Here is an 18,658-nt window from a genome sequence, read left to right on the forward strand (position 1 = left end):
AAAAGACCTGACACATGGCCATCACTAAGAAAAGAAAAGCAGCCCAAGGCAAAGTGGATCAGAACAAACTGTATTCGCTGAAAGAAGCGAGTTCCCTGGTAAAAGAGGTGAACTGCACCAAATTCGACAGCTCTGTTGACCTTCATATCCGCCTGGGTGTCGACCCCAAAAAGGCCGACCAGGCCGTTCGCGGCACGGTAACCCTGCCCCACGGAACGGGCAAGACCAAAAAGGTGCTCGTCCTTTGCACGCCCGACAAGGAAAATGATGCAAAGGCCGCCGGCGCCGACTTCGTTGGTCTGGACGAGTTCATCACCAAGATCGAAGGCGGCTGGACCGACGTCGATGTCATCATCGCCACGCCCTCCGTCATGCCTAAGATCGGTAAGCTCGGTAAGATCCTCGGCCCCCGCAACCTGATGCCCAACCCCAAGACCGGTACGGTGACCAACGACGTCTCCGCCGCCGTGAACGAGGTCAAGGGTGGTAAGATCGCGTTTAAAGTAGACAAGGCTGGTATCATTCATGCCTCTATCGGAAGGGTCTCTTTCGGTACGGACAAGATCTCCGAAAACAGCCAGGAGCTCATCAATGCCATCGTCAAACTGAAACCCTCCACGGCTAAGGGAACTTACCTGAAGGGTCTGTCCATGGCCAGCACGATGAGCCCCGGTATCATGATCGATACCAAATCTGTAACGAATTAAAACGACTTATCATGACAAAAGAGCAAAAGAACGAAGTGATCGAAGTCCTGAAAGGGAAATTCGCTCAATATAATAACTTCTACGTTACGGACACTGAGTCCCTGACCGTAGAGCAGGTCTCCAACCTGCGCCGCGCTTGTTTCGACAAGAAGGTAGAGATGAAGGTTGCCAAAAACACCCTCATCAAAAAGGCCCTGGAATCCCTGGACAGCACCAAGTACAGCGGTGTCTATGACTCCCTGCACAAGGTGACCGCCCTGATGTTCTCCGAGAACCCGAAGGAACCGGCCCTGATCCTGACTTCCTTCCGGAACGACAAGAACCTGAAAAAGCCGGAATTGAAAGCCGCCTTTATCAATGGCGATGTCTACACAGGGGATGAGAACCTGAAGAGCCTGACCAAGATCAAGACCAAGGAAGAGCTCATCGGGGAAGTCCTCGGGTTGCTCCAGTCGCCCGCCAAGCGCGTACTGGCCGCCCTGTTGCATCATCACGAGAAGCAAGCCGCCGGTGTCGAAGCCGGTGCACCCGATGCAGGCGCCGCAGAGGCACCCGCAGCAGAATAATCAGCAAAATGTATCCACCGGAGCCCGCGCTATGAAGGTGGAATTTATAAACTCTAAAAATTTAAAAACATGGCAGACGTTAAAGCACTCGCAGAACAACTGGTTGGCCTGACTGTAAAAGAAGTACAGGATCTCGCCGACGTATTGAAAGCCGACTACGGCATCGAACCCGCAGCAGCCGCTGTAGTAGTAGCCTCCGGCGACGGTGGTGGCGGAGCAGCTAAAGCTGAAGAAAAGACCTCCTTCGACCTGATCCTGAAGAGCGGCGGCGCCAGCAAGCTGGGTGTCGTAAAGATTGTAAAGGAAATGACCGGTCTGGGTCTGAAAGAAGCCAAGGACCTGGTAGACGGCGCTCCGAAGCCCGTAAAGGAAGGCATCTCCAAGGCAGAAGCCGAGGAACTCGCCGCCAAGCTGAAGGAAGCTGGTGCCGATGTAGAAATCAAATAAGGACGCTCCTTATAGTATTTTCACGAAGCCGCCCCAAAAGGGCGGCTTCTTTTATGCCGGCCTGCTAAAACGATTTGTATGAGTGCAAACTAAATGATAAATTACATGACCGGAGTAATGAATACATGAAGAAGTTGTCCATTAAAGACATAGCACAGAAGGCGGGTGTGTCCACTGCAACCGTGTCCTTTGTGCTCAATGGGAAAGCGGAAGAAATGCGGATCAGCGATACGCTGGCCAAAAAGATCACCAAACTGGCCAAGCAACTGGGGTACCAGCCCAACCAGCTGGCCAGGGGCCTCAGGACAGGGAAAACCCACACGCTGGGGCTGATCGTGGAAAATATCTCGAACCATTTCTTTGGAAACCTCGCCAAGGTGATCGAGGACGAGGCTAAAAAGTACAATTATAAGGTACTTTACTGCAGCACCGAGAACAATACCCTAAAGGCCAAGGAGCTGATCCAGATGCTCCAGGACCGCCAGGTGGACGGGTATATCATTACCCCCACCGAGGGGCTGGAGGGGGATATCGAAAAGCTGATCGCGGGGAAAAAACCGGTCGTTTTGGTGGACCGGTATTTTGCCAACCTGACCACCAACTATGTGCTGGTGGACAACTACCAGGCCGTCTTTGACACGATCACCCGGATGGTCGGGGAGGGATACCAGCAAATCGGCGTGGTGACGGTGGATCTGGCCATGATCAACATGGAACAGCGCATGAACGGCTACAAGGACGCCCTCAAGGCCGCCAAGCTGCCCTTCCGCAAGGACCTGGTCAAGATCATCCCGTTTGACGCTTCCCGGGAAAAGGCGCTGGAGTCGGTGGCCGAATTCCTGGACGGGGGGCCGAAGAAGGATGCTGTATTTTTCCTGACTAATTATTTAGGGATCCTGGGACTCGAATGTCTCAAAAAGCTAAAATTAAAGGTGCCGGACCAAATGGCCTTCGTCAGCTTCGACGACCATGACATCTTCCGGCTGCATACCCCGAGCATCACCGCCCTGGCCCAGCCGGTGGAGGATATCGGGCGCACGGCCATGCAAATTCTCCTGGAAGAGATCAAAAACGGGCTCAAAAATGACGCGCACCACCTCCTGAAGGGGGAATTGGTGGTCCGGGAGTCCGCTTTGTAGGCGGGGGCGCCCCCCGGCACCCATCCCGGGGGGGTGGAATGCGCCCTGGTGGCCAGACGCCAAAATGACCGTAAAATGTTGGTTATTTTTTGGATAATGATTATCTTTGCGATCCTTTACGTTAGGCCTAATACATCTTGAACGACAGAATTCAGTCATGAAGCATTGATTTTCAGTGACCCATATTTTATCCAAAGTATGGGCTTGATTGTTTTGTGTACGTCCTATTTAAACAAGAAAACGCGTTTTTAACAATATGTCATCAACACAAGTGAACAACAGGGTCAACTTCGGTAAGATCAAGCACCTGGCGGAGACGCCGGACCTGCTGGAAATCCAGTTGCAGTCCTTTAAGGATTTTTTCCAGTTGGAAACTACTCCCGATAAGCGCAACGTCGAAGGTCTATTCCGGGTTTTCAAGGAAAACTTTCCCATTACGGACACCCGGAACATCTTCGTGTTGGAATTCCTTGATTACTTCGTTGACCCGCCCCGCTACTCCATCGAAGAGTGTATGGAGCGCGGGCTGACCTATGCCGTTCCCCTGAAAGCAAAACTCCGCCTGAGCTGTAACGACGAGGAACACGTAGACTTCCAGACGATCGTCCAGGACGTATTCCTGGGAAACATTCCTTATATGACCCCCCGCGGTACCTTCATCATCAATGGTGCGGAACGCGTCGTGGTCTCCCAACTGCACCGGTCTCCCGGTGTATTCTTCGGCCAGTCGGTTCACCCGAACGGGACGAAGATCTATTCCGCCCGCGTGATCCCCTTCAAGGGCGCCTGGATGGAATTCGCGACGGACATCAATAATGTGATGTACGCCTATATCGACCGGAAAAAGAAATTCCCGGTGACCACCCTGCTCCGTTCCATCGGTTACGAGACCGATAAGGATATCCTGGAACTGTTCGGGATGGCCGACGAAGTACCGGCTGACCGCAAGAGCCTGGAGAAATTCCTGGGCAAGCGCCTGGCGGCCCGCGTCCTGAGGAGCTGGGTAGAGGACTTCGTCGACGAGGATACCGGGGAAGTCGTTTCCCTGGAGCGGAACGAGGTCGTGATGGAGCGTGACACGGTCCTGGACAAGGCCGCTATCGAAACCATGGTTGACATGGGGATCAAAACGGTCTTCCTGCAAAAAGAAGAAGTCAGCGGTGACTACGCGATCATCTACAATACCCTGAACAAGGACACCTCGAACTCCGAGCTGGAAGCCGTTCAGCACATCTACCGCCAGTTGCGCGGCGCGGATGCACCGGACGACGAGACCGCGCGCGGGATCATCGACAAGCTGTTCTTTAGCGACAAACGCTATGACCTCGGGGAAGTCGGCCGCTATAAGATCAACCGGAAACTGGGTTTGAACTACAAGCTCGACCAGAAGACGCTGACCAAGGAAGACATCATCGAGATCATCAAATACCTGGTCCGTCTGACCAACGCCAAGGCGGAAATCGACGACATCGACCACCTGAGCAACCGCCGCGTCCGCACGGTGGGTGAGCAGCTCTACGCCCAGTTCGGCGTAGGTCTGGCGCGTATGGCGCGTACCATCCGCGAGCGCATGAACGTCCGTGACAACGAGGTGTTCACGCCTGTTGACCTGATCAATGCCAGGACGTTGAGCTCGGTGATCAATAGCTTCTTTGGTACTTCCCAGTTGTCGCAGTTCCTCGACCAGACCAACCCCCTGTCTGAAATCACGCACAAGCGTCGTATTTCGGCACTCGGGCCCGGCGGTCTGTCCCGTGAGCGCGCCGGCTTTGAAGTCCGTGACGTACACTACTCCCACTACGGCCGTCTGTGTACGATCGAGACCCCGGAAGGACCGAACATCGGTCTGATCTCGACCCTTTGCGTTCACGCCAAGGTGAATGAGATGGGCTTTATCGAAACACCTTACCACGTCGTGAAAGAAGGCAAAGTGGACATGAAACACCTGACCTTCCTGAGCGCCGAAGAAGAAGATACCGCCAAGATCGCCCAGGCCAACATCGAAATGGACGACAAGGGTCATATCCTGGAAGAAAAGGTACGTTCCCGGGAAACCGGTGACTTCCCCATCCTGGACAAGGCCGAGGTAGAATATATGGACGTCGCCCCCAACCAGATCGTGGGTCTGAGCGCCTCGCTGATTCCGTTCCTGGAACACGATGACGCCAACCGCGCCCTGATGGGATCGAACATGCAACGTCAGGCCGTACCGCTGATCCGTCCCGAAGTACCCATCGTCGGTACCGGTCTGGAAGGAAAAGCCGCCCGTGACGCGCGTATCCAGATCCATGCGGAGGGCAAGGGTGTGGTCGAATTCGTGGATGCCAATGAAATCCACGTCCGTTACGACCGCAACGAAACGCAAAAACTGGTCTCTTTTGAAGACGACCTGAAAGTATACCGGCTCACCAAGTTTATCAAGACCAACCAGAGCACCTGTATCAACCTCCGGCCGTGCGTCTTTAAAGGACAGCATGTCGTGGAAGGCGACTTCCTGACCGAAGGGTACGCTACCCGCGACGGGGAACTGGCCCTTGGCCGGAACCTGAAGGTAGCCTTCATGCCCTGGAAGGGGTATAACTTCGAGGACGCCATCGTGATCTCCGAAAAGGTGGTCAGCCAGGATCTGTTCACCTCGGTACACATCGAGGAGTTCGAACTGGAAGTCCGGGATACGAAGCTGGGTGAGGAAGAGCTGACCCCGGATATCCCGAACGTATCTGAAGAGGCCACCAAAGACCTCGACCAGAACGGGGTCATCCGGATCGGCGCCCACGTCAAGGAAGGCGACATCCTGATCGGTAAGATCACCCCCAAGGGTGAGTCCGATCCCACGCCGGAAGAAAAGCTGCTCCGCGCGATCTTCGGTGACAAGGCCGGGGACGCCAAGGATGCCTCGCTCAAGGCCCCCGCGGGGACCGAAGGCGTGGTCATCAATAAGAAGCTTTTCCAACGCGCGAAGAAAGATAAGAACGGAAAGGTCCGTGAAAAGGCCGCCCTGGAAAAAGTCGAAAAGGTACACGAACAGAATACGAAAGAGTTGCTGGACGTGCTTCTCAGCAAGCTCCTCACGCTCCTGAAAGACCATACGAGCGCAGGGGTCACCAACAACTTCGGCGAAATGCTGATCGGTAAAGGTGCCAAGTTCACCCAAAAGAACCTGGCCGGTATCGACTACCAGAACGTCAACCCGCTGGGTTGGACGGGCGACGCCAAGATCGACGACCAGATCAATACGCTCCTCCACAACTACAACATCAAGTACAACGAGGAGCTGGGCCGCTACAAACGCGAGAAGTTCAATATCTCCATCGGGGACGAACTGCCCGCGGGCGTGCTCAAGCTGGCAAAGGTTTACCTGGCCGTGAAGCGCAAGCTGAAGGTAGGGGACAAGATGGCCGGCCGCCACGGGAATAAGGGGATCGTCGCGAAGATCGTTCGCGCCGAGGATATGCCCTTCCTGGAAGACGGCACGCCGGTGGACATCGTCCTCAACCCGCTGGGGGTACCTTCCCGTATGAACCTCGGGCAGATCTACGAAACCATCTTAGGTTGGGCAGGTGAAAAGCTGGAAGGCAAGTTCGCCACGCCGATCTTCGACGGGGCTTCGGTAGAGGAAATCTCCGAGTTCTGCGCCAAGGCCGGTATCCCGACCATGGGCCATACCTACCTGTACGACGGGGAAACCGGGGAGCGCTTCCACCAGAAGGCGACCGTCGGGATCATCTATATCATCAAACTCCACCACATGGTCGATGATAAGATGCACGCCCGCTCGATCGGGCCCTACAGCCTCATCACGCAACAGCCGCTGGGTGGTAAAGCCCAGTTCGGTGGTCAGCGTTTCGGGGAAATGGAAGTGTGGGCCCTGGAAGCCTACGGTGCCTCCAACATCCTGCAGGAACTGTTGACGATCAAGTCGGACGACATCATCGGCAGGGCCAAGACCTACGAGGCGATCGTGAAGGGTGAGAACGTACCCCGTCCGGGTGTACCCGAGTCCTTCAACGTACTCGTGCATGAGCTGCGCGGGCTGGGCCTGGATCTGAAGTTTGAATAAATTTTTTAACATTATTAATTCGGCATATGGCGCTCAAGAAAGATAATCGTCCAAAGGCGACGTTTTCCAAGATTACGATCGGCCTGGCTTCTCCCGACAGCATCCTGGAAAGGTCCTACGGTGAAGTATTGAAGCCCGAAACGATCAACTACCGTACCTACAAGCCGGAAAGGGACGGCTTGTTCTGCGAAAGGATCTTCGGGCCGGTAAAAGACTATGAATGTGCTTGCGGTAAATACAAGCGCATCCGCTATAAGGGTATCGTGTGCGATCGCTGCGGTGTGGAAGTGACGGAGAAGAAGGTACGTCGCGAGCGCATGGGCCACATCAAGTTGGTGGTTCCGGTGGTACACATCTGGTACTTCAAGAGCCTGCCCAACAAGATCGGCTACTTGCTGGGGGTCAGCTCCAAGAAGTTGGAGTCGATCATATATTATGAACGTTTCGTGGTGATCCAGCCGGGTATCCGGGTGGACAAGGGACAAAACCCCGGCGACCTCCTCACGGAAGAGGAATACCTGGACATCCTGGATGCCCTGCCCAAGGACAACCAGTACCTGCCCGACGACGATCCCAACAAGTTCATCGCCAAAATGGGCGCCGAGGCCGTGCACGACATGCTGGGCCGGATCGACCTGGATGCGTTGAGCTATAGCCTCCGCAACGCCGCCGCTACCGAAACCTCCCAGCAACGGAAGGCGGACGCCCTGAAGCGTCTGAGCGTGGTGGAAGCGTTCCGCGAAGCCAGCAACCGTATCGAAAACTCCCCGGAATGGATGGTGATGCAATACATCCCCGTCATCCCGCCGGAGCTTCGTCCCCTCGTTCCCCTGGACGGCGGCCGCTTTGCCTCTTCCGACCTGAACGACCTCTACCGCCGCGTGATCATCCGCAACAACCGTCTGAAGCGTTTGTTGGAGATCAAGGCCCCCGAGGTCATCTTGCGCAACGAAAAACGTATGCTGCAGGAAGCCGTCGACTCTCTCTTCGACAACAGCCGTAAGTCCAACGCCGTGAAGGCCGAAGGCGGCCGCGCGCTGAAGTCCCTGAGCGACGTGCTGAAAGGGAAACAAGGCCGGTTCCGTCAGAACCTGCTGGGTAAACGCGTCGACTACTCCGGCCGTTCGGTCATCGTGGTCGGTCCCGAACTGAAGCTGAGCGAGTGCGGTCTGCCGAAGGATATGGCGGCCGAGCTCTTCAAACCGTTTATCATCCGCAAGCTCATCGAACGCGGTATCGTCAAGACCGTGAAATCGGCGCGCAAGCTGGTCGATAAGAAAGAAGCCATCATCTGGGACATCCTGGAAAACGTGCTGAAAGGGCACCCGGTTCTCCTGAACCGCGCCCCGACGCTCCACCGTTTGTCCATCCAGGCCTTCCAGCCCAAACTGGTCGAAGGGAAAGCCATCCAGCTCCACCCGCTCGTGTGCTCGGCGTTCAACGCCGACTTCGACGGCGACCAGATGGCCGTGCACGTGCCCCTGAGCAATGCCGCCATCCTGGAAGCCCAGTTGTTGATGCTCTCCAGCCACAACATCCTCAACCCGCAAAACGGGACCCCGATCACCCTGCCTTCGCAGGACATGGTCTTGGGGCTGTATTATATCACGAAGGGCAAAAAGACCAACGCAACCGAAACCGTCCGCGGGGAAGGCATGGCGTTCTATTCCGCCGAAGAAGTCATCATCGCGTATAACGAAAACCGCGTCGACCTTCACGCCTGGATCAAGGTAAAAGCCGACGTCCGCAACGACGAAGGACAGATCTCCCGGAAAATCATCGAGACCACGGTGGGTCGCGTGATCTTTAATCAGAACGTTCCCAAGGCCGTCGGTTTTGTGAATGCGCTTCTGACCAAAAAGAACCTGCGCGAAATTATCGGTAACATCATCAAGTGGACGGACGTTCCCCAAACGGCCAAGTTCCTGGACGATATCAAGCAACTCGGCTTCCGCACGGCCTTCCGTGGCGGTCTGTCGTTCAACGTGCTTGACCTGACCATCCCCGAAATCAAACACGAGATGGTCGAATCCGCCCAGGGTGAAGTCGACGAAGTGTGGGAGAACTACAACATGGGTCTGATCACCAACAACGAACGCTACAACCAGATCATCGACATCTGGTCCCGCGTCGACACCAAGGTGACCGAAACCCTGATCCGCGAAATGGCCTCCGACAAACAAGGGTTCAACTCCGTATACATGATGCTGGACTCCGGGGCCCGTGGTTCCAAACAGCAGGTTAAACAGCTCGCCGGGATGAGGGGTCTGATGGCCAAGCCCCGTAAGAGCGGTTCTACCGGTTCGGAAATCATCGAAAACCCGATCCTGTCCAACTTCAAGGATGGTCTGAACGTCTTGGAATACTTCATCTCCACGCACGGTGCCCGTAAGGGTCTGGCGGATACGGCCCTGAAAACGGCCGACGCCGGTTACCTGACCCGCCGTCTGGTAGACGTCGCCCAGGACGTGGTCATTACGGAAGAAGACTGCGGCACCCTGCGTGGTATCGCGACCTCCGCCCTGAAGGACAATGAAGAAATAGTGGAACCACTGTACGACCGTATCATTGGCCGTACTTCTGTTCACGACGTATACGATCCGCAAACCGACCGCCTGATCATAAAGGCCGGTCAGCCCATTACCGAAGAAATCGCCCAGGAGATCGAACACAGCGGTATTGAAACCGTTGAGATCCGTTCCGTGCTGACTTGCGAAAGCAAGCGCGGGGTGTGCGTAAAGTGTTATGGCAAGAACCTGGCCACGGGCTACATCGCCCAGAAAGGCGACGCGGTCGGTATCATCGCCGCCCAGTCCATCGGTGAGCCTGGTACCCAGCTGACCCTGCGTACCTTCCACGTGGGTGGTGTCGCCGGTTCCGCTTCGGTCGATTCCACGATGCTCGCCAAGTTCGACGGGACCATCCAGTTCGACGGTCTCCGTACCGTACAAACCGAAAATAACGAAGGCGACAAGATCCAGATCGTTATCGGCCGTACGGGTGAACTCCGGATCATGGACGTGAAGAACGACCGTCTCCTGATCACCAACAACATCCCCTACGGGGCGACGCTGAATGTGAAGGACGGGCAGAAGGTCGTCAAAGGCGACGTGATCTGTACCTGGGACCCCTTCAACAACGTCATCGTATCCGAAGTCATCGGTTCGGTGAAGTTCGAGAACATCATCGAAGGTGTTACCTACCGCGAAGAAGCCGACGAACAAACCGGCCACCGCGAAAAGGTCGTCATCGAAACAAAAGATAAGACGAAGATCCCCGCCCTTATCGTAGAAGGCGCGAAGGAAGTCAAGTCATACAACCTGCCTGTCGGTTCGCACATCAGTGTGGACGCCGATGAAGCGGTGAAAGCCGGCCAGGTCATCGTGAAGATCCCCCGTGTCATCGGGAAGCTTCGCGACATCACCGGTGGTCTGCCGCGCGTTACCGAGCTGTTCGAGGCCCGGAACCCGTCGAACCCGGCCATCGTTGCCGAAATCGACGGTGTGGTGGCCTTCGGGAACATCAAACGCGGTAACCGCGAGATCATCGTGGAAGCCAAGGATGGTGTGGTGAAGAAATACCTGGTGCCCCTGACCCGCCAGATCCTGGCCCAGGACGGGGACTTTGTAAAAGCAGGTACCGCGCTTTCCGACGGCCAGATCAGCCCGGGCGACATCCTGTCGATCAAGGGACCCTTTGCCGTACAGGAATACGTGGTCAACGAAATCCAGGAAGTCTACCGTCTCCAGGGTGTAAAGATCAACGACAAGCACATCGAGGTCATCGTCCGCCAGATGATGAAGAAGGTAGAGATCGTCGACCCCGGGGATACCAAGTTCCTCGAAGGCGACCTGGTCGACCGTTTCGAATTTATCGACGAGAACGACTGGATCTTTGACAAGAAGGTCATCGCCGACGCCGGTGAAAGCGGTAAGCTGAAACCCGGCCAGATCGGTACCCTGCGCGACGTACGGGAAGAAAATTCCGTCCTGCGCCGGAACGACAAGAAGCTCGTCGAATTCCGCGACGCGGAACCCGCGACTTCCCAGCCGGTCCTCCTGGGGATCACCAAGGCCTCCCTGGGCGTACAAAGCTGGATCTCCGCCGCTTCCTTCCAGGAAACGACCAAGGTCCTGTCCTCCGCTGCCATCCAGGGCAAAACCGACGACATGCTCGGTCTGAAAGAGAACGTCATCACGGGTCACCCGATCCCGGCCGGTACCGGTCTCCGCGACTTCGAGAACATGATCGTAGGATCGAAGGAAGAATACGAACTGCTCCAGACCTCCCGCGAAGTCATGCAGTTCGACGAAGAAGAATAACCATATTGCTTTAATGGAATAAGGGGCTGTCTAGATTGACAGCCCCTTTAGTTTAAAACTCTAGACAGTGAAGAATTTATCCCTGGTATTGAACGCGGTTTTGCTCGTGGCGGTCGGTGTTTTGTTCTATTGGCATTTCAAGGGAACCGGCTCCGGTGCCGGCCAACAGGTCACTTTCGAGCCCAGTTCCAAGGATACCTCGCTCCTGGCGCGCCCCCTCAAGGTGGCTTATGTGGACCTGGACTCGATCGAGGAAAAGTTTGCTTATTTCAAGCAGAAGCAAAATGACTTTGACCGGAAACGGGAAGCCGCCGATCGGGACCTGAACGCTGCCGCGAACGAATGGGAACGGAAGCGGATGCAAATGGCACAGAAAGGCGCTGCGCTGACCCAAGCCGACGTGGAAGCTTTTCAGAAGGAATACACCGCCGGCATGCAGGACCTGCAAAGGCAGCACGACGTGAAGCAGCAGGAATTCGCCGCCGAACAACAGAAAATCATGGAAGACATCCAGGGCAAGATCAAGTCTTTCCTGGACGACTATAACAAGAGCAAACGCTATTCTTTCATTTTCACCACCGGTAAAGGTGCGTTGAACCTTTTTTACGAGGACACGACTTACAATATTACCGATGAAGTGCTGGCGGGGCTCAATGCCACCATCCAGGTTCCAAAGGATAAATAATTATGGCGAATACCACCGGGTTCAAACAATCGCTCGGTCTCCTGGACGGGACCATGGTCGTAGCAGGCTCCATGATCGGATCCGGGATCTTCCTGGTGTCCGCCGACATTACCCGCCAGGTCGGTTCCTCGGGTTGGTTGATCCTGGTTTGGGTATTGACCGGTTTTCTGACCCTGACCGCAGCGGTGAGCTATGGCGAGCTGAGCGGGATGTATCCGAAGGCGGGTGGACAATACGTGTACCTGCGTGAGGCCTATGGTCCGCTGGTGGGTTTCCTGTATGGATGGAGCACTTTCGGGGTGATCCAGACGGGGACCATCGCGGCGGTGGCGGTGGCGTTTTCCATCTATAGCGGGTATTTGATTCCGGGACTGGATACCGTCCTGCTCCAGGTGGGGTTTGTAAAGATCTCGTACGCAAGCCTGCTGGCGTTGGGTACGGTGGTGCTCCTGACATACATCAATACCCGCGGGGTACGCGAAGGGAAATTCATACAGACTTTTTTCACGGTGATCAAGCTGCTGTCCCTTTTCGGGTTGATCATCTTCGGGTTGGCGGTCGCCGCGCGCGGGTCCATCTGGCATGCCAACTGGCAGGGGGCTTGGGACATGCAGCATTTCTCCGGGGTTTCCTGGTCTTCCGTGAGCCTTATAGGCGCATTTGGCTTCGTATCCGCCGCCATGGTGGGATCGCTGTTCTCCAGCGATGCCTGGAACAATGTCACCTTTATCGCCGGGGAGATCAAAAGGCCTGAGCGAAACATCGGGCTGAGCCTTTTGCTGGGCACCCTGATCGTCACCATCATTTATGTGTCCGCCAACCTGATGTATGTATCGGTGCTTTCCTTACACGATATTGCGTTTGCACCAAAGGACCGCGTGGCCGTGGCCGTGGCGGAACGCATTTTTGGCGCGACTGGGGGCGTGATCATCGCGGTGATGATCATGATCTCTACTTTTGGTTGCAACAACGGGCTGATCCTTTCCGGGGCCCGGGTGTACTATACGATGGCCCAGGACGGACTTTTCTTTAAAAAGACGGCTTCTTTGAATAAAAACGGCGTCCCCGCGTATGCGTTGTGGATACAATGCGCCTGGACCTGTTTGTTGTGCCTGAGTGGTAGTTATAACGCGCTGCTGACGTACGTCATCTTCGTCGTCCTGATCTTTTACATCCTGACGTTGATTGGCATATTCCTGTTGCGCCGCCGGCAGCCCTCCGCTCCGCGTCCCTACAGGGCTTTTGGGTATCCCGTTTTGCCCGTGATCTATTGCGTGCTGGCCGCGGTGATCACCGTTTGCCTGTTCGTCTTCCAGCCTTCGACTACCTGGCCGGGTGCGCTGATAGTTGTCTCCGGCATCCCCATTTACTATATTGCAGTCCGTAAGCGTTCGTAGTATGCAATTTGAAGAGCTTTTTGACCGGTTTAAGAACATCAAAGTAGGCGTCCTCGGGGACCTTATGCTGGATACGTATATGTGGGGCAGGGTGGAACGCATTTCTCCCGAAGCACCCGTGCCCGTCGTGGCGCTGAATAAAAAGGACTATCGCATCGGGGGGGCCGGTAACGTGGCCTTAAACCTGCGGGCGCTGGGGGCATCGGTGTCGACACTGTCCGTGATCGGGGCCGACGATGACGGGCGTGTGTTGCGGGAGTTGCTCTTGGACGCAGGTATCGATACTTCGTATTTATTGGATACCGCCTCGCGCATCACGACCAATAAAACCCGCATCATCAGCCGCAACCAGCAAATGATGCGCCTCGACAACGAGATGACGTCCGACCTCGCCGTCGAGGACGCCATGCTGTTGGAAGCGCATGTGCTGCGTTACCTGGACGAGGTAAAACCGGACATCCTGATCTTTGAAGATTACAATAAAGGCGTGCTGACCGAGGCCATCATCGCTACAGTCGTCCGTCTTTGCCGGGAGCGCGGCATCCTGACGGCGGTGGACCCCAAACGGAAAAACTTTTTTTCTTACCGCAACGTAGACATCTTCAAACCCAACCTGAAGGAAGTGCGCGAGGGGCTCAACCTGATCGGGGAAGACGCGACCCTTCCCTGGCTCCAGGGGGTACACGAGCAGTTGCATGCCCAGCTCAAGCATCGGATCTCGTTCATTACGCTGTCCGAGAAAGGCGTGTTTTACCAGTCCCCGGACGCTTCCGGTATGATCTCCTCCCATGTCCGGAACATCGCCGATGTCAGCGGTGCGGGGGACACTGTTATCGCCGTGGCGTCTTTAGTGTACGCTGCCACCGGCGATGTCGCGCTGATGGCAGCCGTCGCCAACATCGCCGGCGGGCTTGTCTGCGAGGAAGTCGGCACCGCGGCCATCCGTCGTGAGCGCCTCCTGGAAGAGTGCAAGGTCTTGTTATAGAAATCGTTAAATTTAGGTATGCAAAAGTACGCAGTGATCGTGGCCGGTGGTAGCGGGAAGCGCATGAACAGCGCCTTGCCCAAGCAGTTTATGATGCTCAGGGACAAGCCCGTGTTGTACTATACCCTGCAAACCTTCCTGGAGTCCTATCCCGACCTCCAGATCATCCTCGTATTGCCCCTCGAATACATCGACCTCGGCAAGGAGATCATCGACGGTTATTTCGATTCCTCCCGGATCCGCATCGTCACGGGCGGGGACAGCCGCTTTCATTCCGTCAAAAACGGCCTGGCGCTGATCGAGGACGAATCCATCATCTTTGTCCACGATGGGGTCCGCTGCCTGGTCACCCCCCAGCTCATCCACCGCTGTTATATGCAGGCCCTGGAAACCGGAAGCGCCATCCCCACGTTGATTTCCAAGGACAGCGTCCGGGTGGAGACCGAAGAAGGCAACGAGCCCATCGACCGGAACAAGGTCCACCTCGTCCAGACACCACAGACGTTTCATTCGAAACTGCTGTTGCCTGCATTTCAGATCGACTTTAAGGAACGCTTTACCGATGAAGCCACCGTGGTGGAGGCGTTTGGGCTGAAGGTAAGCCTGGTCGAAGGCGAGGAGACCAATATCAAGCTGACGCGGCCGGTGGATATGTTCCTGGCGGAGCGGATCCTTGAAGAGCGCGCTACGGCTGTCGTTTAAAGGGTCACCTTTTAAGCCATCGCAGCGGCGCCGGCAGCCGGTTTAATTTTATCGCCGCATAAGGTTGCTCATAAGACCCGAATGACCGGTAAAATTGCGCCAGCGACGGTATGTCCGACCCCTCGAAGTCAAACGTCAGCCCCGATCCCGCATACTCCCTGATGAATTGATCCAACAACAGGTGCGACGCCCCGTTATCCCTGCCGTCGGGGTGATTGCCACCGATGAGGTAGTAGGCTTTGGCGTGGGAGAATAAAAACACACCCGATGCCAGGAGCTTCCCTCGCTCGTCTGTAATCCCGCGGGTGACCGCCATGCGGTCTTCGCTTAGTTTTTCGTAGAGCTGCCCGAACCGGGCGTAGTGTATCGGTTTTAACCCTGTGTGCCCGTTCAACTGTTCTCTGGCCAGCGCCAACACGGTTGGCAAGGTGGTGTCCTTTGTATAGACCAGCCCGGCGTCTTCCGCCTTTTTTAGGTTCCGCCTCAGGTTCTTATTGTACGCCGCGCTCAGCTCGGCGTATGACGCACGCAACGGCAACAGGAAGTTGGCCCTGGGATAAAGGGGGAATCCGGTATCCGGCAGAAGGTTTTCTGCGTTCAGCGAAAATTCCCAAAAACGGAACTTGCCCGGGATCGCCTCCAGAAATGCCCTTAGCGTCTCGCTGGTCACCGGCTCTTGTTGGAAAACGCCGCCTTCGGCGCTCAGGTAGGGTTGATAGAGGTAGGTAATGCCCCACTTCCGGTTCCACGTCAGTGGCATGACCGCTTCATAATCGCCCAGGACCAAACCGTCCCAATGGGCACTCATGTGGTCCAGGTAAGAAGCGTACACATACACAGAACCGTTGGAAGCCTCGGCGACGCAACGGTCCCATTTACGCCGGTCTATGTCTTCGTATGCAAAATAATGTACTGCCACGAGGTGTTAAGGTTAGTCTTTTATCTTTCACTTGCCTTTCATTTGCCTTTCCGGCCCAGCACCACCTGCACAGATTGTACCAAAATCCTCAGATCCAGTGCAATGGAACGGTTTTCCAAATAATACTGGTCGTGCCTTTGCCGGTCGATCATTTCCTCCACGGAGGAAGCATACCCAAAACGGACAATCCCCATCGACGTCAACCCCGGTTTGAGCTCCAGCAAACGTCCGTAGTTCGGTGCATGGTCCATGATCCGGTCTATATAATACTGTCTTTCCGGCCGGGGGCCCACCATCGCCATATCTCCCTTCAACACATTCCACAACTGCGGCAATTCGTCCAGCCGCCACTTCCGCAAGACGTTTCCGATTTTTGTGGTTCGAGGGTCATCCTTTTTCGCCAGCGCAGGACCGTTTTGTTCCGCGTCCAACCGCATCGAACGGAATTTAAAAATGGTAAAGGGTTTCCCCCCTTGACCCACGCGTACTTGCTTGTACAACACAGGTCCTTTGTCGCTTAGTTTGATCAACAATGCCACCACCAACATGATGGGGGCTGCAAGGATGAGTCCTAGCGAGGCCATAAACAGGTCGAGAAAACGGGTGCCTTGTGGTCCTTTCGGCTTTAAAATGGGGGCTTTTACGACCCCTAGTGCAAAGGTCTTCATAGCATTGGATTCCCCATAAAAATAAGCATTAATTGCTATTATACAACGGGTTGATTCCGTTGTATCTTTTGTAGTATTTGGTGGGCCACCTCCATGGAGCGGTATCCGTCCATTTCGTCCACCTGGGTCGGCCTTTGCTGCTCGATTGACTCTATAAATGACTGTAATTCAAGTTTTAACGCGTTTTCCTCGGGTACTTTTGGGTGTATGATCGCGATGGTCTTTTTCCCATTGTTCGTCTCGATGTCAAAGCTGAACTGCCCCTGGACCTGTTCCGTCTGCATCTTGATGATCTCCGTCTTTTTCTCCAGGAAATCAATCGAGATGTACGCCTCCCTTTGGATGATCCGCATTTTCCGCATCCGTTTCATGCTGATCCGGCTGCTCGTCAGGTTCGCCACGCACCCGTTGTGAAACTCGATCCGCACGTTCGCGATGTCCGGTGTATCCGTCATCACCGCCACCCCATTCGCACTGATCGACCGCACGTCGCTTTTGACCAGGTGCAGGATGATGTCGATGTCATGGATCATCAGGTCCAGGATCACGCTCACCTCCGTCCCCCGCGGGTTAAACTGTGCCAGGCGGTGGACCTCGATAAACATCGGGTTCAGGGCCGTTTCATTTAATGCCAGCAACGCCGGGTTAAATCGCTCGATATGCCCCACCTGGAGCTTTATACCTGCTTCCTTCACCAGCTTGACGATCTCCTTCGCCTCCGCCATCGTGTTCGCCAGCGGCTTTTCCACGAAAACGTGCTTCCCCTTCCGGATCGCCGCGGCGCAAAGCTCGAAATGATAAGGGGTAGGGGAGACGATGTCTACCGCGTCCACGGCTTTGAGCAAGTCATCCGGGTTTTTGTAGCGTGTCAAACCATAGTTTTCTTCCACTTCCTTCGCCGTCGTGTCGCTCGGGTCGTAGAAGCCTACCAATTGGACGTTCTGCATTTCCCGCCAGTTGTTCAGGTGGAATTTACCCAGGTGGCCTACGCCGAAAACCCCTACTTTAATCATTATTAGCCTTTTAGCGATGATTTTGCGGTGTAAAGGTAAGGGCGTGTTTTTGTAAAAAAATCGTGTGTTTTTTTTTGTTCGCTTGCTTTTCCCCTTATCTTTGCACTCCCAACAACGGAACGGATCGGTAGTTCAGTTGGTTAGAATGCCGCCCTGTCACGGCGGAGGTCGCGGGTTCGAGTCCCGTCCGGTCCGCAAGAAATGTCTAAAACCCGCGCTAGTCGCGGGTTTTCTTTTTTATTGAGCCACCTCTTCCCAAAAGAAACGCTACCAGATCCGCGGGATGGTCGGTTTGCAATCCCTGCACGCCCATGTCGATCGCTTTATGCCACTTGGCAGCGTCTTCATCCGCGCTCTGAACATCCAACCAGACTACCGCACCGTGTTTGTTCACCGCCCGCAACAGCACGGGATCGGAAACATTATCCAAAACCTCTACGGGTGTCGACCGGAAAAAGGAATCCACCTGTTGTTCTGTTTGGCATTCATCGGGCAAGCTTGCCATCAATGGCATGTCTGGGGCAATCCTTCTCCAATCTTCGTATTGCCCGGGTTTGTTGAGGTAGACGACCACCTGCTTTTCCATGCCCGCCTGCCGGATCTGCTTCCAGGTTTCCGCTACGTCCGCAACTTTGAAATCCAGGTAGATGTTTATGCGCCCTTTACAGCGGTTCAACACCTCCTTGAACTCGGGAACGCGGTAAATCGTCTTGTCGGCTGTATCCGGCGAATACAGTGTCAATTGGCGGATCTGCGCAAGCGTAAGGTCGCTTACGTTACCGGCATGGCTGTGTGTCATGCGGTCGAGGGTCGCATCGTGACTGAGCACAAGCTTCCCGTCCAGGCTTGTCCGCAGGTCTATTTCAACATAGTCGGCCCCAACGCCGATGGCTCCATCTACTGCGGCCACGGAATTTTCCGGTAGTCGCAGGTGATAACCACGATGCGAGATCACGACCAGGGTATGAGCGGACTTTGGCAGCGGACGAGGCGCGGGCTGGGCACAAACCGCGGCCAAAAACGCGGCGTATAAAAATGGTTTCAACAT

At 55.3% G+C, this 18,658-nt stretch carries 14 protein-coding genes and 1 tRNA gene; 11 read left to right on the plus strand and 4 right to left on the minus strand.

Annotation, left to right across the window (positions count from 1 at the left end; genetic code table 11):
• The first annotated feature begins 14 nt into the window (after nucleotides 1-14).
• The 10 genes from rplA (at nucleotide 15) to EDB95_RS18280 (ending at nucleotide 15,010) form a co-directional block, all read left to right on the plus strand.
• On the plus strand, nucleotides 15-707 hold the full coding sequence (gene rplA, locus EDB95_RS18235; RefSeq protein ID WP_133995623.1) for a 50S ribosomal protein L1: 693 nt from the start codon (nucleotides 15-17) through the stop codon (nucleotides 705-707).
• Nucleotides 708-718: 11 nt separating this feature from the next.
• Entirely contained in the window at nucleotides 719-1,273 is a 555-nt protein-coding gene (gene rplJ / locus EDB95_RS18240) for a 50S ribosomal protein L10 (RefSeq protein ID WP_133995625.1), read from the plus strand.
• 69 nt (nucleotides 1,274-1,342) lie between these two features.
• Entirely contained in the window at nucleotides 1,343-1,720 is a 378-nt protein-coding gene (rplL, locus tag EDB95_RS18245) for a 50S ribosomal protein L7/L12 (RefSeq protein WP_133995627.1), read from the plus strand.
• A gap of 125 nt (nucleotides 1,721-1,845) precedes the next feature.
• Nucleotides 1,846-2,859 (plus strand): LacI family DNA-binding transcriptional regulator, encoded by a 1,014-nt coding sequence (locus EDB95_RS18250; protein ID WP_133995629.1) that lies wholly within the window; start codon nucleotides 1,846-1,848, stop codon nucleotides 2,857-2,859.
• Between the two features lie 256 nt (nucleotides 2,860-3,115).
• A complete protein-coding gene (rpoB, locus tag EDB95_RS18255; RefSeq protein ID WP_133995631.1) occupies nucleotides 3,116-6,919 on the plus strand; it encodes a DNA-directed RNA polymerase subunit beta in 3,804 nt (1,267 codons plus the stop codon).
• A 26-nt stretch (nucleotides 6,920-6,945) separates the two neighbouring features.
• Nucleotides 6,946-11,241, plus strand: a complete 4,296-nt coding sequence (rpoC, locus tag EDB95_RS18260) for a DNA-directed RNA polymerase subunit beta' (protein WP_133995633.1) — start codon at nucleotides 6,946-6,948, stop codon at nucleotides 11,239-11,241.
• Between the two features lie 67 nt (nucleotides 11,242-11,308).
• A complete protein-coding gene (locus tag EDB95_RS18265; RefSeq protein ID WP_133995635.1) occupies nucleotides 11,309-11,926 on the plus strand; it encodes an OmpH family outer membrane protein in 618 nt (205 codons plus the stop codon).
• Between the two features lie 2 nt (nucleotides 11,927-11,928).
• On the plus strand, nucleotides 11,929-13,323 hold the full coding sequence (locus tag EDB95_RS18270) for an APC family permease (RefSeq protein WP_133995637.1): 1,395 nt from the start codon (nucleotides 11,929-11,931) through the stop codon (nucleotides 13,321-13,323).
• 1 nt (nucleotide 13,324) lies between these two features.
• On the plus strand, nucleotides 13,325-14,308 hold the full coding sequence (locus EDB95_RS18275) for a bifunctional heptose 7-phosphate kinase/heptose 1-phosphate adenyltransferase (RefSeq protein ID WP_133995639.1): 984 nt from the start codon (nucleotides 13,325-13,327) through the stop codon (nucleotides 14,306-14,308).
• Nucleotides 14,309-14,326: 18 nt separating this feature from the next.
• Nucleotides 14,327-15,010 (plus strand): 2-C-methyl-D-erythritol 4-phosphate cytidylyltransferase, encoded by a 684-nt coding sequence (locus tag EDB95_RS18280; protein ID WP_133995640.1) that lies wholly within the window; start codon nucleotides 14,327-14,329, stop codon nucleotides 15,008-15,010.
• Nucleotides 15,011-15,014: 4 nt separating this feature from the next.
• Here the strand turns inward: EDB95_RS18280 and EDB95_RS18285 are convergent, their stop codons facing one another.
• Genes EDB95_RS18285 through EDB95_RS18295 form a run of 3 tightly spaced genes read right to left on the minus strand, consistent with a single transcriptional unit; the run spans nucleotide 15,015 to nucleotide 17,610 of the window.
• On the minus strand, nucleotides 15,015-15,929 hold the full coding sequence (locus tag EDB95_RS18285) for a GNAT family N-acetyltransferase (protein ID WP_133995642.1): 915 nt from the start codon (nucleotides 15,927-15,929) through the stop codon (nucleotides 15,015-15,017).
• Between the two features lie 38 nt (nucleotides 15,930-15,967).
• Nucleotides 15,968-16,597 carry a sugar transferase gene (locus EDB95_RS18290; RefSeq protein WP_133995644.1) on the minus strand — a complete coding sequence of 210 codons (630 nt, stop codon included), beginning with the start codon at nucleotides 16,595-16,597 and terminating at the stop codon, nucleotides 15,968-15,970.
• Nucleotides 16,598-16,635: 38 nt separating this feature from the next.
• Nucleotides 16,636-17,610 (minus strand): Gfo/Idh/MocA family protein, encoded by a 975-nt coding sequence (locus tag EDB95_RS18295; RefSeq protein WP_133995646.1) that lies wholly within the window; start codon nucleotides 17,608-17,610, stop codon nucleotides 16,636-16,638.
• A gap of 121 nt (nucleotides 17,611-17,731) precedes the next feature.
• On the opposite strand from EDB95_RS18295, the gene EDB95_RS18300 reads away from it, so the two are divergent.
• A tRNA-Asp gene (locus tag EDB95_RS18300) sits at nucleotides 17,732-17,805 on the plus strand.
• A 22-nt stretch (nucleotides 17,806-17,827) separates the two neighbouring features.
• Here EDB95_RS18300 and EDB95_RS18305 read toward each other — a convergent pair.
• The gene (locus EDB95_RS18305; RefSeq protein WP_133995648.1) at nucleotides 17,828-18,658 is read right to left on the minus strand and encodes a glycerophosphodiester phosphodiesterase family protein; all 831 of its coding nucleotides are present in this window, start codon (nucleotides 18,656-18,658) and stop codon (nucleotides 17,828-17,830) included.

The sequence above is a fragment of the Dinghuibacter silviterrae genome, assembly GCF_004366355.1.
Lineage (GTDB): Bacteria > Bacteroidota > Bacteroidia > Chitinophagales > Chitinophagaceae > Dinghuibacter > Dinghuibacter silviterrae.